General features: G+C 64.0%; 11 protein-coding genes and 3 tRNA genes. 6 read left to right on the top strand and 8 right to left on the bottom strand.

Going from position 1 to position 15,259, the window contains the following annotated elements; all coding sequences use genetic code 11:
- Positions 1-6: 6 nt before the first annotated feature.
- Entirely contained in the window at positions 7-930 is a 924-nt protein-coding gene (locus NUH86_RS06845) for a LysR family transcriptional regulator (protein ID WP_267251732.1), read from the bottom strand.
- A 94-nt stretch (positions 931-1,024) separates the two neighbouring features.
- On the opposite strand from NUH86_RS06845, the gene NUH86_RS06840 reads away from it, so the two are divergent.
- From NUH86_RS06840 to NUH86_RS06830, 3 genes are all read left to right on the top strand, one after another.
- Positions 1,025-3,184 (top strand): malate synthase G, encoded by a 2,160-nt coding sequence (locus tag NUH86_RS06840; protein WP_267251731.1) that lies wholly within the window; start codon positions 1,025-1,027, stop codon positions 3,182-3,184.
- A 185-nt stretch (positions 3,185-3,369) separates the two neighbouring features.
- Complete coding sequence (alaS, locus tag NUH86_RS06835; RefSeq protein WP_267251730.1) at positions 3,370-6,024, top strand: alanine--tRNA ligase; 2,655 nt, start codon at positions 3,370-3,372, stop codon at positions 6,022-6,024.
- Positions 6,025-6,332: 308 nt separating this feature from the next.
- Entirely contained in the window at positions 6,333-7,271 is a 939-nt protein-coding gene (locus NUH86_RS06830; protein ID WP_267251729.1) for a glutaminase, read from the top strand.
- On the opposite strand, the gene NUH86_RS06825 is transcribed toward NUH86_RS06830, so the two are convergent.
- The 7 genes from NUH86_RS06825 to aroA form a co-directional block, all read right to left on the bottom strand.
- The gene (locus NUH86_RS06825) at positions 7,268-9,052 is read right to left on the bottom strand and encodes a cation:proton antiporter (protein ID WP_267251728.1); all 1,785 of its coding nucleotides are present in this window, start codon (positions 9,050-9,052) and stop codon (positions 7,268-7,270) included. The genes NUH86_RS06830 and NUH86_RS06825 overlap by 4 nt on opposite strands.
- A gap of 175 nt (positions 9,053-9,227) precedes the next feature.
- A tRNA-Leu gene (locus NUH86_RS06820) sits at positions 9,228-9,313 on the bottom strand.
- A gap of 54 nt (positions 9,314-9,367) precedes the next feature.
- Positions 9,368-9,658 (bottom strand): integration host factor subunit beta, encoded by a 291-nt coding sequence (locus tag NUH86_RS06815; protein ID WP_267251727.1) that lies wholly within the window; start codon positions 9,656-9,658, stop codon positions 9,368-9,370.
- Between the two features lie 166 nt (positions 9,659-9,824).
- A complete protein-coding gene (gene rpsA / locus NUH86_RS06810) occupies positions 9,825-11,537 on the bottom strand; it encodes a 30S ribosomal protein S1 (protein ID WP_267251726.1) in 1,713 nt (570 codons plus the stop codon).
- A gap of 170 nt (positions 11,538-11,707) precedes the next feature.
- The gene (gene cmk / locus NUH86_RS06805) at positions 11,708-12,343 is read right to left on the bottom strand and encodes a (d)CMP kinase (RefSeq protein WP_267251725.1); all 636 of its coding nucleotides are present in this window, start codon (positions 12,341-12,343) and stop codon (positions 11,708-11,710) included.
- A complete protein-coding gene (locus NUH86_RS06800) occupies positions 12,340-12,591 on the bottom strand; it encodes a CBU_0592 family membrane protein (protein ID WP_267251724.1) in 252 nt (83 codons plus the stop codon). The genes cmk and NUH86_RS06800 overlap by 4 nt, the downstream gene beginning before the upstream one ends.
- Complete coding sequence (gene aroA, locus NUH86_RS06795; RefSeq protein ID WP_267251723.1) at positions 12,588-13,940, bottom strand: 3-phosphoshikimate 1-carboxyvinyltransferase; 1,353 nt, start codon at positions 13,938-13,940, stop codon at positions 12,588-12,590. Before aroA ends, NUH86_RS06800 begins: the two co-directional genes overlap by 4 nt.
- Positions 13,941-14,090: 150 nt before the next feature.
- Here aroA and NUH86_RS06790 point away from each other — a divergent pair, with 150 nt between their 5' ends.
- The 3 genes from NUH86_RS06790 (at position 14,091) to NUH86_RS06780 (ending at position 14,859) form a co-directional block, all read left to right on the top strand.
- Entirely contained in the window at positions 14,091-14,426 is a 336-nt protein-coding gene (locus NUH86_RS06790; RefSeq protein WP_267251722.1) for a TIGR02300 family protein, read from the top strand.
- An 87-nt stretch (positions 14,427-14,513) separates the two neighbouring features.
- Positions 14,514-14,589: transfer RNA gene (locus tag NUH86_RS06785), tRNA-Ala, on the top strand.
- Between the two features lie 194 nt (positions 14,590-14,783).
- Positions 14,784-14,859, top strand: a tRNA-Ala gene (locus NUH86_RS06780).
- The last annotated feature ends 400 nt before the right edge of the window (positions 14,860-15,259 follow it).

Genomic DNA, 15,259 nt, shown 5'->3' with positions numbered 1-15,259 from the left:
ATGCCTCTAGAGTTGCTTTTCCGCGGGGGCAATGGCCGACCGTTCCCAGGGCGGGCGGGGGGCATATAATCCGACGAGGAAATCGATGAACCTTGTGATGGCGAGCGGCGGAACATTCTGCGGCAGATGAACGGCATAGAGGCCGACATCCGCCGATCCTTCATGGTCCGGCATGATCTGCCGAATATCGCCGCTCTCCAGCGCGTCGCTCACGTCCCAGAGCGAGCGCAATGCGATTCCCACGCCCGACAGCGCCAGTTCGCGCACCATTTCGCTGCTGTTGGTGCGGACATGGCTGCTCCCTTCCACGGTCGCCGCGCCCCTGGGTCCGATCAGCCGCCAGGGCAATTGCCCATCCGCCGCGAGCAGGCGATGCTTCCTGAGATCGGAAATCGTCGCGGGCACGCCGAACCGCTCCAGATAGCCGGGGGCGGCGCACAACACCCGCCGGTTGGTGGCCAGCCTGTGCGCCGCCAGGCCCGGCCCCGGATCGGCGCTGATGCGGATGGCCAGGTCCGCCCGCGTGGCCAGCAGGTCGGCATAGTCGTCCGACAGGTCGATCTGCATCCGCACCTTGGGATGCGCCTCCAGAAAGCGGGCCAGATGGGGCGCGACATGCATCCGCCCGAAGGATGTCGGCGCCGAAACCCGCAGCGTCCCCGCCGCCTCCGCCGAAGCGCCGGACACGCGCCGTTCCGCCTCGTCCAGCGCGGCCATGATCCCGCGCAGGTCTTCATGCAGCCGCTCGCCCGCCGGCGTCAGCGCCAGCCGCCGGGTCGTCCGGTGGATCAGCCGCGTGCCCAGCCGTTCCTCCAGCCGCACCAGCCGCTTCGACACCATGGCGGGGGAGATGTTCAGCCGCCGTCCCGCCGCCGCCATGCCGCCTTCGTCCACGATGGTCACGAACAGATCGTAATCCGGGTCCATCATTTTGTTTCTCCAGAGGAAAGTCTGTATTCGAATAATAGCGTCTACACGCCATAATGAAGCCCGTCTATGGTCCCGCCCCAAAGGAGATCATTCCATGACCAGCATGATTGAGCGCGCGGGCCTGAAGGTCGCGCCGCAACTCGCCAGCTTCATCGAAGAGCGCGCATTGCCCGGCACAGGCATCGAAGCCGCCGCCTTCTGGCAGGGCGCCGCCGCGATCTTCGCGCGATTCGCCCCTGAAAACGCCGCCCTGCTGGCGAAGCGCGACGATCTTCAGGCGCAGATCGACGCCTGGCATCAGGAAAGGGCGGGACAGCCCTTCGACGGAATCGCTTATGAAGCCTTCCTGCGCCAGATCGACTATCTGGTCCCCGAACCCGCGCCGTTCCGGATCGGCAGCGAGAATGTCGACGACGAAGTCGCCCGTCTGGCCGGGCCGCAACTCGTTGTCCCGATCCTCAACGCCCGCTTCCTGTTGAACGCCGCCAATGCGCGCTGGGGCAGCCTCTATGACGCGCTTTACGGTACGGACGCGCTGCCCGGCGCGCCTTCGGGCAAGGGGTACGACCCGGCACGCGGCGCGCAGGTCATCGCCTGGGCCAAGGCATTCCTGGACCGCGCCGTACCGCTGAAGGGGCATGCGGGCTGGGCCGACATCGTCCGGCTAAAGGTCTGGAACGGCGAACTTCACCTGCATATCGAGGGCGCGCACGGCGTGGCGACCAGCTTGCTGCAAGAGCACGGCTTTGTCGGTTATCGCGGCGCTCCGGAAGATCCCACGGCGATCCTGCTGCGCCATAACGGTCTGCATATCGAATTGGTCATCGACCGTTCCCACTCCATCGGCGCGGGCGATCCGGCGGGCATCGCCGACGTCATTCTGGAATCCGCGCTTACGACCATCTGCGACCTGGAGGATTCGGTCGCTGCCGTCGATGCGGAGGACAAGGTCGCCGCCTATTCCAACTGGCTGGGCCTGATGCGGGGCGACCTTGCCGACACGTTCGAAAAGAACGGCGCCATGATGACACGCGCCTTGAACCCGGATCGCGGCTATATCGCGCCCAAGGGTGGGGCCTTCACCCTGCCGGGCCGCAGCCTGCTGTTCGTCCGCAATGTCGGCCATTTGATGACCACGCCCGCCGTCCTGCTGGCCAATGGCGCGGAAGCGCCCGAAGGCATATTGGACGGCATCGTGACGACGCTGATCGCTCTCCACGATCTGAAGCGGGCAGGCGGCAACAGCCGCGCGGGCAGCGTCTATATCGTCAAGCCCAAGATGCACGGGCCCGAAGAAGTCGGTTTCACCAACCGCCTGTTCGACGCCATAGAGGATATGCTGGGCCTCGCCCGCTACACGCTGAAGGTCGGCGTCATGGATGAGGAACGCCGCACCTCCGCCAACCTCGCCGCCTGCATCGAAGCGGTGAAGGATCGCATCGTCTTCATCAACACCGGCTTCCTCGACCGCACGGGGGACGAGATGCACACGTCGATGCGCGCTGGTCCGATGATCCGCAAGGGCGAGATGAAGACCAGCGACTGGATCACCGCTTATGAAGACCGCAACGTCCAGATCGGTCTTGCCTGCGGCCTGTCGGGCCGCGCCCAGATCGGCAAGGGCATGTGGGCCGCGCCGGATCGCATGGCCGATATGCTGGACCAGAAGATCGTCCACCCGAAGAGCGGCGCCAACACCGCCTGGGTTCCGTCCCCCACGGCGGCCACGTTGCACGCGACTCACTATCACGGCATCGATGTCTTCAAACGCCAGGAGGAGCGGGCGGAGGAAGCCATCGCCCCGCTCGACAAGCTGCTGACGATCCCCGTCGCGCAGGGCCGCAACTGGTCGGAGGAAGAGATCGCGCAGGAACTGGATAATAATGCGCAGGGCATTCTCGGCTATGTGGTCCGCTGGATCGACCAGGGAGTGGGCTGTTCCAAGGTTCCCGACATCCACGACATCGGCCTGATGGAAGACCGCGCCACGCTGCGCATCTCGTCCCAGCATATGGCGAACTGGCTGCTCCACGGCGTCTGCACGGCGGAACAGGTCGACGCGGCCTTCACCCGCATGGCCGCCAAGGTGGATGCCCAGAATGCCGGCGACCCGCTCTACAAGCCGATGAGCGGCCATCCGGAAAGCCTGGCCTGGCAGGCCGCCCGCGCCCTGGTCTTCGAAGGGGTGGCCCAGCCCAACGGCTATACCGAACCGCTGCTCCACAAATATCGCGCCCTGGCGAAGGCGCTCTAAAAAATTCCTCCCCATCGCAAGATGGGGAGGGGGACCGCTCGCGAAGCGAGGGGTGGAGGGGAAATGCGCGACATCAGCGCATTATTCCGCCACCCATCCCGCTCCGCCACCCCATCGACCGATATTCCCATAAACGACGAAAAGCCCCGCTTGTGCGTTGGAGCGCTTCCCACTAAATCGCGCGCATGACATCGACCAACGACATTCGCCGATCCTTCCTCGACTATTTCGGGGCCAACGGCCACACCATCGTTCCGTCCGCGCCTCTGGTGCCGCACAACGACCCGACGCTGATGTTCGTCAACGCGGGCATGGTGCCGTTCAAGAATGTCTTCACGGGCCTTGAAACCCGCCCCTATACGAAGGCGACGTCCAGCCAGAAATCGGTCCGCGCCGGTGGCAAGCATAATGACCTGGACAATGTCGGCTATACGGCGCGTCACCATACTTTCTTCGAAATGCTGGGGAATTTCAGCTTCGGCGACTATTTCAAGGAACAGGCGATCACCCACGCCTGGACCCTTCTCACGAAGGAATGGGGCCTCCCGGCGGAGAAGCTGACCGCCACGGTCTACCACACGGACGACGAAGCCTTCGACCTGTGGAGGAAAATCGCGGGCCTGCCCGATCACAGGATCATCCGCATCCCCACCAAGGATAATTTCTGGGCGATGGGCGACAGCGGCCCCTGCGGACCCTGTTCGGAAATCTTCTACGACCATGGCGACCATATCTGGGGCGGTCCTCCGGGAAGCCCGGAGGAGGATGGCGACCGTTTCGTGGAAATCTGGAACCTCGTCTTCATGCAATATGAGCAGGAAGCGAACGAGATCGTCAGCGAACTGCCCAAGCCCAGCATCGACACCGGCATGGGGCTGGAGCGCATCGCGGCGGTGCTGCAAGGCGTCCATAACAATTACGACACCGACACGTTCAAGGCGCTGATCGAGGAATCGGGCGCGCTGACCAAAACCGCCACAGACAGCGAACATCAGGCCAGCCACCGCGTCATCGCGGATCACCTGCGTTCCACCAGCTTCCTGATCGCGGACGGCGTGCTGCCCGCCAATGAAGGTCGCGGCTATGTGCTGCGCCGGATCATGCGCCGCGCCATGCGCCACGCCCACATCATCGGCGCGAAGGAGCCGTTGATGCACCGCCTGGTCGGCAGCCTGGTCTCCGAAATGGGCGGCGCCTATCAGGAACTGGTCCGCGCCCAGCCGCTGATCGAGGAAACCCTGCTGCGGGAGGAAACCCGTTTCCGCCAGACGCTGGAAAAGGGCCTGAAGCTGCTGGACGAAGCCACTACCGATCTGTCGGAAGGCGGCACGCTGCCGGGCGAAACCGCGTTCAAGCTCTACGACACTTTCGGCTTCCCCTATGACCTGACCGAAGACGCGCTGCGCTCTCGCGGCCTGGGCGTCGACCGCGAAGGCTTCGACAAGGCGATGGCCGAGCAGAAGGCCGCCGCCCGCGCCGCATGGAAGGGCTCCGGCGAAAAGGCGTCGGACGAAATCTGGTTCGACATCGCGGAAAAGGCGGGCAACACCGAGTTCATCGGCTACGGCTCGACCGAGGGCGAAGGCGAAGTCGTGGCGATCGTCAAGGACGGTGTGAACTTCGACAGCGCGTCGGCGGGGGAGACGGTGTTGATCGTCACCAACCAGACGCCCTTCTATGGCGAAAGCGGCGGCCAGATGGGCGATGCGGGCACGATCAGTTCGCAATCCGGCCTGGTCGCGGATGTCGAGGATACCGCCAAGCCGCTGGGCCGCCTCCACGCCCACAGGGCGAAGATCGGCACGGGCAGCATCAAAGTGGGTGACACGGTTCACCTTAGCGTCGACGTCAACCGCCGCGACCGCATCCGCGCCAACCACAGCGCCACCCATTTGCTGCACGCGGCGCTCCGCAACCGGCTTGGCGCGCACGTCACGCAAAAGGGCAGCCTCGTCGCGCCGGATCGCCTGCGCTTCGACTTCTCCCATCCCGAAGCGCTGACCCACAGCCAGATCGCCGCCATCGAAGCCGATGTGAATGAGCAGGTCCGCCATAATGAAGCGGTGACGACCCGCCTGATGACGCCTGACGACGCCATCCAGGCGGGCGCGATGGCGCTGTTCGGCGAAAAATATGGCGACGAGGTCCGCGTTCTTTCCATGGGGAAGGGCGATGCACGCAGCTATTCGGTCGAGCTTTGCGGCGGTACCCATGTCCGTGCGACCGGCGACATCGCGATCTTCAAGATCATCTCGGAAAGCGCCGTTTCATCGGGCGTCCGCCGCATCGAGGCGCTGACCGGCGAAGCGGCGCGTCTCTGGCTCTCAGACCGCGAAGACCGCCTGCGCCAGTCCGCCGCCGCGCTCAAGACGACGCCGGAGGAAGTCCCCACCCGCATCGCCGCGCTGGTCGAACAGAGCCGCAAGCTCGAACGCGAACTGGCCGAAGCGAAGAAGGCGCTGGCTATCGGCGGCGGAGGCGCCGCTCAGGCGGCAGGCCCGGAAAGGGTCGGTGCGGTGAATTTCATCGGCCAGGTCATAGAGGGCCTCGACCCCAAGGAACTGCGCGGCCTGGTCGACCAGAACAAGGCGACCCTCGGCAGCGGCGTCTCCGCCGTCCTGACGGTTGTCGACGGCCGCGCGACCATCGCCGTCGGCGTGACCGACGATCTGAAGGGCAGCATCAGCGCCGTAGATCTGGTCCGTGCCGGTGTCGAAGCCCTTGGCGGCAAGGGCGGCGGCGGCCGCCCCGACATGGCCCAGGGCGGCGGCCCCGAAGGCGACAAGGCTGAAGCCGCGATCGATGCGGTCAGGGCCACCCTGGCCAATGTCACGGTTTAAGCGCTACCCTCCCCGTGACATATAGAGGGGTGGTTTGAGGCGGGGTGGACGGACATTGCAAGCGGTCATCCCGGCGAAAGCTGGGATCTCGTGAGGCTAGGCCGTGCCCTATCGCCTGAGATCCCAGCCTTCGCTGGGATGATGATCATATCGAACGTCCCCTGATGGCCAAGACTCGCCACTCGTCACCGTCCGATACATTTCCCTGTCCTACGCCACCCCAAACGAGCTATGCCCGGCTCCGCTCTTACGTCTCCATCATGTAACCTATGTCACCCCAATCCTAACCCCGGCATCTGAGGCCAGCCATGGACCTGACCGCGATCCTCGCCGACATCGTCGCCCAAGCCGCGATCCGGGAAGATCGTGGCACGGTCGCCAGCTACATTCCGGAACTGGCGAAGGTCGACCCCGGCCAGTTCGGCATCGCCATCGCCACCGCCGACGGCCGCCTGATCGAAGGCGGAGATTCCGGGACGGGCTTCTCCATCCAGTCCATCTCCAAGGTCTTCGCCCTCACCCTCGCGCTCGGCAAGGTCGGTGACCAGCTTTGGGAAAGGGTAGGGCGGGAACCCTCCGGAAACGCTTTCAACTCCATCGTCCAACTGGAGCAGGAAAGGGGAATTCCCCGAAATCCCTTCATAAACGCGGGTGCGATCGTCGTCGCGGACGTCAATCTGGGCGGGCACCAGCCCCGCGTCGCCATCGGGGAAATGCTCCGCTTCGTCCGCTATCTGGCCGGTGACGACAGTATCGCCATCAACGAAACCGTTGCGGCCTCCGAAACCGCGACCGGTTTCCGCAACATGGCCCTCGCCAATTATATGCGCGCCTTCGGCAATGTCAGGCATCCGGTCGATCTGGTGCTTGGCACCTATTTCCACCAATGCGCGATCGAAATGAGCTGCCGTCAACTGGCCCTGGCCGGACGTTATCTGATGCTCGATGGCCAGCATCCGGAGGGCGGACGGGTGGTCTCGTCCAGCCGGGCCAAGCGCATCAATGCCCTGATGCTGACATGCGGCCATTATGACGCATCGGGCGATTTCGCCTTCCGCGTCGGCATTCCCGGCAAATCGGGGGTAGGCGGCGGCATATTGGCGATCGTCCCTGGCCGCGCCTCCATAGCGGTCTGGTCCCCCGGCCTGAATGAAAATGGGAACAGCCAACTCGGCACATTGGCCCTGGAGGAACTGGCCCGCCGCGCCGGTTGGTCGGTTTTCAGCCCGCCGGAGGAGGATGCCTAAGGCACCTCGTCCGGCCGCAACCGCCGCAGCTTGGGCGCCGTTTCCATCTGCGCCGCGTCCTTGATTCCCATGCGCAGGTCTTCGCGGGTCTGATGGATGGAGGCGATCACCGGCCCCATCGCCACGCCCAAGTCGACCAACGCCGTTTCCGCCAGTTGAAGCGAGCTTTCCAGCGTCTCCGGCACCGCGTCGCTTGCGCCTGCCCGATAGAGTTGAGCCGCATGGTCGGTATCCCGTGCACGCGCGATGATGGGCAAATCCGGCACCCAGCCGCGCACCCGCTTCGTCACCCGGACCGACAGGACGGGATCGTCCATGGTCAGGATCAACGCCCGCGCATGTCCCAGGCGCAGCTTGTCGAGCATTTCGGTCCGCGACACGTCGCCGAACAGGATAGGATAGCCGCTACGCCGCGCTTCCGCGACGACATCGGGGTCGGATTCCACGACGATGAAGCGCTGCTTGTGCAGGGTGAGCAAGTCGCAGACCATCCGTCCAACGCGCCCGAAGCCGATCACCACGGCAGCCGCCTCCGCCTGATCTTCGCCGATCTCCGGAGCCTCTTCCCCCAGCGCCATCTCCAGTCGCCGGGCGATATCATGGCCCAGCCGCGCCAGCAGCGGCGTGATGGTAAGGCCGATCGCCGTCACGATTTGCCAGAAGGTGGCGGTGGAGGGCAATATCAACTGCGCCGCAGCCGCAGCGGAAAGCACGATGAGGGTGGTTTCCGAAGGGCTGGACATCAGCACGCCGACTTCCAGCGCCACGCCTTTCCTTGCGCCCGAAATGTACAGCAGCGCCGCGGTCACGAGAGTCTTGGCAAGGACCACGCCCACCATCGCCAGAAGCAGGTTGGGCCAGTTGGCCAGGATGACGCGCACGTCCAGTCCCATGCCGACGGTGATGAGGAAGACGCCCAGCGCCAGCCCCTTGAACGGCGCGGTCATCACCTCGACCTCGCCATGATAGTCGGTTTCGGCGATCAGCAATCCGGCCAGAAGCGCGCCGACGATGGGCGACAGGCCGGCGATGGATGTCGCCATGCTGGAAATGATGACCACCAGAAGGCTGGCGGCGAGAAAGACCTCCGGGCTTTTGGTGCGCGCCGCCTGGCTGAAGATATGCGGCAGGCAGATGCGGCCCAGGACCAGCATGATGACGATGGTGACGCCGCTCTTGAGCAGCGTGTCGGCCAGTTCGCTCCAGGCCCCGTCAGGGCTTGCGGCGACGGAAGGGGCCAGCGCGCCCAGCATGAAGATGATGGGGACCAGCGCCAGATCTTCGAAAAGCAGCATGGAAAAGGCGGCGCGGCCGACGGCGCTTTGCGTGCCCACCATCGGCAGGACGACCGCGGTGGAGGACAGCGCCAGCGCGAGGCCCAGGCCGAAGGCGCCGGCGGGCGCCTGACCCAGGAAGTAAAGGCCAAGTGCAATGAGAGTAGCGCCGCCGATCAATTCTGTGGCGCCGACCCCGAATACTTGCGTTCGCATGGTCCAAAGGCGACGAAAACTCAATTCCAGCCCGATGGAGAACAGAAGCAGGATGACGCCAAGCTCGGCGAACGGCTCTATCGCCGCCCTGTTGGAGATGGTGACATGATAGAGCCAGGGATATTGGCCCACCAGCGCGCCCAGTCCCGATGGACCCACCGCCAAGCCGACGAGGATGAAGCCGATGACCGGGCTGATCCGGAACCGGGCAAAACCCGGAATGACCAGTCCCGCTGCCCCCAGGATGACGAGGGAATCGCTGAAACTTTGTGGATTGATCGCGCCGGCCATGGCCGATCATCGCCACAATCGCCGCAGATATCCAGCGATAAGGTCAGGACTGGAACGGATTCCGAGCCAATGGCATCGGATCGGCTGCTTCAGGCTTTTGTTTTACCGCCTTTTCCGAGCCGGAAGGTGACGACCCCAAAATATTCCAGGCAGATATATCCCCTGAAAGAAGCCGTGGTGCGGACGGCGGGACTTGAACCCGCATTCCCAGGGGGAGGCGGATTTTAAGTCCGCTGCGTCTACCGATTTCGCCACGTCCGCTCGGGCCGTCACCCACTGAAGGCTAACAGCACGGAGGTCAAGGATGTGGTTGAATCAGACGGTGGCTTTTGTGTTCAACCGTTCCCGCATTTCCTTTCCGGGCTTGAAATAGGGAACGCGCTTGGCATCCACCGGAACCTGCTCCCCCGTTCGCGGATTCCGTCCTGTTCGCGCCTCGCGTGCGCGTGTCGTAAACGCGCCGAAGCCGCGCAACTCCACTCGCCCGCCGGTTGAAAGGCGATCGACAATTTCCTTGAAGAAAAGATCGACGATCCTTTCGACTTCCTGGAGATTGAGGCTTGGATTTTCCTCAGCCAGTTTATGTATCAGTTCAGAGCGTATCATTGGTCCTCCAGACTCCCCCTTCTGGTTCCCACTTTATTTATAATGAATCCTTATGGCTGTGACAATCGGCCAATATCGGTATGACTTTCTCATTTTGGGAATAGAAAAAGCCCGCTGGAGCATAGTTCCAGCGGGCCATATTACTTTAGTTAGATATCGAAGGAGATCAGCCCTCGCTCTTGGCCTTCAGCGCTTCGCCCAGAATGTCGCCCAGCGACGCGCCGCTGTCGGACGAACCATATTGTGCCACGGCCTGCTTCTCTTCGGCGATCTGCATCGCCTTGACCGAGAAGGTCGGCTTCTTGGCGCGGTCGAAACCGGTGACCATGGCGTCGAACTTCTGGCCGATCTGGAAGCGTTCCGGACGCTGCTCGTCGCGGTCGCGGCCAAGGTCGCTGCGCTTGATGAAGCCGGCGGCGCCGTCTTCGCCAGCCTGGACTTCCAGGCCGCCGTCGCGGACTTCCAGAACGGTCACGGTGACGATCGCGTTCTTGTTGAGGCCGGCAGCGGCGGCGGTGGTGCCGCCAGCGGCCGGGCCGCCACGCTCAAGCTGCTTCATGCCGAGGCTGATGCGTTCCTTCTCGACGTCGATGTCGAGAACGACGGCCTGAACCGTCTCGCCCTTGCGGTGCAGCGCCAGCGCGTCTTCGCCCGAAATGCCCCAGGCGATGTCCGACATGTGGACCATGCCGTCGACGTCGCCGTCCAGGCCGATGAACAGGCCGAATTCGGTCGCGTTCTTGACTTCGCCCTCGACAGTCGAGCCGATCGGGTGACGTTCGGCGAAGCTGTCCCAGGGGTTGTTCTGGGCCTGCTTGAGGCCGAGCGAGATGCGGCGCTTTTCGGGATCGACCTCCAGAACCAGGACTTCGACTTCCTGGCTGGTCGAAACGATCTTGCCGGGGTGGACGTTCTTTTTGGTCCAGGACATTTCCGAAACGTGGACCAGGCCCTCGATACCGGCTTCCAGTTCGACGAACGCGCCATATTCGGTGATGTTCGTGACGCGGCCCGACAGCTTCGCGCCGACCGGATACTTGGCGGCGGCGCCTTCCCACGGATCGCTTTCAAGCTGCTTCATGCCGAGCGAGATGCGCTGGGTGTCGCGGTTGATGCGGATGATCTGGACGCGGACGGTGTCGCCGATGTTGATCATCTCGTTCGGATGGTTGATCCGCTTGTAGCTGAGGTCGGTGACGTGCAGCAAGCCGTCGATGCCGCCCAGGTCGACGAACGCACCGTAATCGGTGATGTTCTTGACCACGCCCTCGATGATCTGGCCTTCGGCCAGCGTCTGGATGAGGCCGCTGCGCTGTTCGGCGCGGGTTTCTTCCAGGATGGCGCGGCGCGACACGACGATGTTGCCGCGGCGGCGATCCATCTTCAGGATCTGGAAGGGCTGCGGAATGTCCATCAGTGGGGTGACGTCGCGGACCGGACGGATGTCGACCTGCGAACCTGGCAGGAACGCCACGGCGCCGTCCAGGTCGACGGTGAAGCCGCCCTTGACGCGGCCGAAGATGACGCCTTCGACGCGGGCATTTTCGGTGAATTCGGATTCCAGCTTGTCCCAGGCGGCTTCGCGGCGGGCGCGGTCGCGGGACAGCATGGCTTCGCCATGGGCGTTTTCGACGCGGTCGACATAGACTTCGACTTCGTCGCCGACCTTCAGTTCAGCCTTCTGGCCGGGAGCGGCGAATTCGCGCAGCGGCACGCGGCCTTCCGACTTCAGGCCGACGTCGATCAACGCCATGTCGTTTTCGATGCCGGTTACGGTGCCCTTGACGACGCGGCCTTCGAAGCCGCCATCCTCGCCACCGAGAGAATCATTGAGAAGCGCGGCGAAATCATCGCGCGAGGGGAATGCCGTAGAGGCCATGTTGTAGTCCTTCACTCGTCATTGCTGGCCTACCGGTTGTGTCCGGTGGTCTTTCAGGCCAAACTGCCCGCGTGGCCGGATTGCCGCGCGAACGTCCGTTCGGCCATGATGAGTCGACGCCCATGGAAAAGCAAAAAGGGCGCGTGGGAATCCCAAGCGCCGTCATCGCGTCAGGCCTGTCGCCGACGTTCCAACTGGGCGTCCACCAGCGCAATGGCCTGCTGGACGGCCGCGTCTATAGTCAAATTGCTGGTGTCGAGCAAGTCCGCTCCATCCGCCACGCGCAACGGGGCGTGATCGCGGCTCATGTCGCGGGTGTCGCGGGCCTGGATGTCGGCGATCAGGCTGTCCATATCGGGGTGGCCGCCATGCGACGAGGCATCGTCATAGCGACGCTGGGCGCGGACATGGACGCTGGCGGTGACGAAGATCTTGGCGTCGGCGTCAGGGGCGATGACGGTGGCGATGTCGCGCCCGTCCAGGATCGCGCCCCCCGGCTGGGTCGCGAAGTCGCGCTGGCGCTTGATCAGGGCCTTGCGGACGCTCTGATGGATGGACACGCGGGAGGCGAGGGAGCCGACCGCTTCGCTGCGCAGCGCCGGATCGCTGAGCATGGCGTCATCGAAACCACAGGCGGCCAGCGCGTCGGCTTCATGGTCCGGGTCGCCGCTGGCCTTGAGGACGGCGAGGCCGACCGCGCGGTAGAGCAGGCCGGTGTCCAGGACCGGGAGGCCGTAATGGCGGCCCAGCGCCTTGGCGATCGTGCCCTTGCCTGACGCGGCGGGGCCATCGACGGCGATGATCATGATGCTTTGCCTTTCCGCAGTGCCTTGGCGAGGCCGATGAGGGCGATGAAGGCCCAGACGACTTCCAGCGCCATCGACGCGACGTTGAAATGAACCGTGAGAGAATAGGTCAGCAGCAGCGCGCCGACCAGATTCAGCAGGTTGAAGAGGATGAAGTTCAGCACCTTCGCCATGTTGCTATAGGCATAGGCGACGACCATCAGGCCGCTGCCGATCAGGCCTATGACATTGGCGAAATCGAGCGTCATGCCAGCGCGCCGAGCGATTGCAGCAGGCCGGTGAAACCGGGGAAGCTGGTGGCGACCGGACGCATGTCGTCGATGGTGACGCCGTCCCTGGATACCAGGCCGGCCACGGCAAAGCTCATGGCGATGCGGTGGTCGAGCTTGGTGGCGATGGGACCGCCGCCGGGCAGGAGCGCTCCGCCGCTGCCCTCTATGACGATGCCGTCCTCCAGTTCCTCGACAGAGACGCCGATGGCGCGCAGGCCCGCCGCCATGGTGGCGATGCGGTCCGATTCCTTGACGCGCAATTCCTCCAGGCCGCGGAATGTGCTGCGTCCTTCGGCAAAGGCGGCGGCGATGAAGGCGATGGGATATTCGTCGATCATCGACGGGGCGCGGGCCGGGTCGGGTTCGACGCCCTTGAGCGCTGAGGCGGTGATGACGAGGTCGCCGACCGGCTCGCCGCCGACTTCGCGGGGGTTTTCGATGGCGATGTCGCCGCCCATTTCGCGCAGCAGGTCGATCAGGCCAGCGCGGGTCGCGTTGAGGCCGACATTGGCAATGGCGACCTTCGATCCGGGAACCAGCAGCGCGGCGACCATCGGGAAGGCGGCGGAAGAGGGATCGCCGGGCACGATGATCGACTGCGGGCGCAGTTCCGCTTCTCCCTTGAGCGTGATGATGCGGGTGCCGTCGGCTTCGACATCGACATGGAGGTCGGCGCCGAAGCCCCTGAGCATGCGTTCGCTATGGTCGCGGGTCGGGATGGGTTCGACGATGCGGGTGATGCCTGGGGTGTTGAGGCCCGCGAGCAGGATTGCCGACTTCACCTGCGCGGAAGCGACGGGGAGGCGATAGTCCAGCGGCACGGCCGGGCAGGCGCCCCGCATGGTGAGCGGCAGGCGGTCCCCGGGGCTGGTCGTGAAGCTGGCGCCCATGCGGGACAGCGGATCGGTGACTCGGGCCATGGGGCGCTTGCTGAGCGAGGCGTCGCCCACGAAGGTCGCGGTGATGGCGTGGCTGGCGATCAGGCCCATCAGCAGGCGGGTAGAGGTGCCGCTATTGCCCATGTCGAGCGCGGTTGTCGGCTGGAGCAGGCCGCCCACGCCGACGCCATGGATGTGCCAGATTCCGTCTTCCTGCCTGCGGATGTCCGCACCCATCGCCCGCATGGCGGCGGCGGTGGACAGAACATCCTCTCCCTCCAGCAGTCCCTCGACGCGGCTTTCGCCCACGGCCAGCGCGGAAAGCATCAGCGAGCGGTGCGAAATGCTCTTGTCGCCCGGCACGGTGATCGACCCGGAAAGGGCCGGGGCGGCGGTGAAAGTGGCCGTCTGATGTTGAGGAAGCTGCTGGTCGGAAGAAGCGGTCACGGGGAAATCCGTCTGTAAGGCTTGAAAAATTGCGCCCGGCTTTTGACAGGGCGGTTTCGCTATGGCAAGGCGCCGTCTCTTCGCGGGCGACCCCTGTCGTGCCGCGTAATATCTGTTTTGAGCACTCGCAAGAGAAGGAAAAGGCCGGACATGGTCAAGGCTGAATGGGGCACGAAGCGTACCTGCCCGAAATGCGCCACGCGCTTCTATGACCTGGGCAAGGATGACCCGGTCACCTGCATCAACTGCGGCACTGCCTGGGAACCCGAACCCGTGCTGAAGTCGAAGCAGCCGCTGCCCTATGAGGAAGCGCCCAAGAAGGTCATCGAAACCGCAGACGGCGAGCGCGAGACGGCGGACGACGATCTGGACCTGGATCTGGACGTCGATGACGATGGCGATTCGCCGGATAATGACGTCGATCTGGGCGGTGACGACGACCTGGGTGTGGACGCCGCCGGCGACGATGGCGACGACGACAATTAATTGAATTTTGTGCTTGCCAAGGAGTTCGCCGCCACCTAATGGCAGCGGCCTCCGAGGCGCCGCCCCAACGGCGCCGATACTGGAAACGGGGCCTTAGCTCAGCTGGGAGAGCGCCTGCATGGCATGCAGGAGGTCAGCGGTTCGATCCCGCTAGGCTCCACCAGTTTTCCGGGAAAGAAAATGTCCGGGGGACATTTTTCCGGAAAACGCCCGAGCGCAGGCGAGGGGTGTGGAGAGGTTGTTCGCGACCTCTATAAACGCTCCAATGCCAGGCAAGGGATGTCCAGACATAGGGCCGACGGCTTCGATGCCGGACATGGCTTGATCCATTGCGATGCGGTATGATGCCGCAACGATGGGGCCTTAGCTCAGCTGGGAGAGCGCCTGCATGGCATGCAGGAGGTCAGCGGTTCGATCCCGCTAGGCTCCACCAATTTCCGAATTGATATAGGCTCGGATGGTTTCCGAAAACTGCTGCGCAATGGCGGAAAACTAGCATTTTTACGCCGAAGTTCACAGTGTATGCGCGCGCGTGCCTGGGCGCGCGTAGGCGTGGGGACGCGATCTGCCGGACGTTTCAAAGAGGGATGCGGGATAGACCCGGTGGTGTGGAATAGGACAGGCGCAATTGTTTCTCGCCGGAGAAATAGGATGTTTTTGGAGGGGGCTGTGGCGCTTGGGTGACGCATGGTCCCAACGAGGCGTCCAAGTCTAGGTCGGATGAGGGGAAGGGCTGGAAGCGGCCAGAAGCAGACGTTGATAAAATCGTCATCCCAGCGAAAGCTGGGATCTCGTGAGGCTGGTCCGTGCCCTATCGCCTGAGATCCCAGCTT

The organism is Sphingobium sp. JS3065 (assembly GCF_026427355.1).
Taxonomy (GTDB): domain Bacteria; phylum Pseudomonadota; class Alphaproteobacteria; order Sphingomonadales; family Sphingomonadaceae; genus Sphingobium.
The sequence above is the reverse complement of the archived record's forward strand: the minus strand, read 5'-3'. Positions and strand labels throughout refer to the sequence as shown.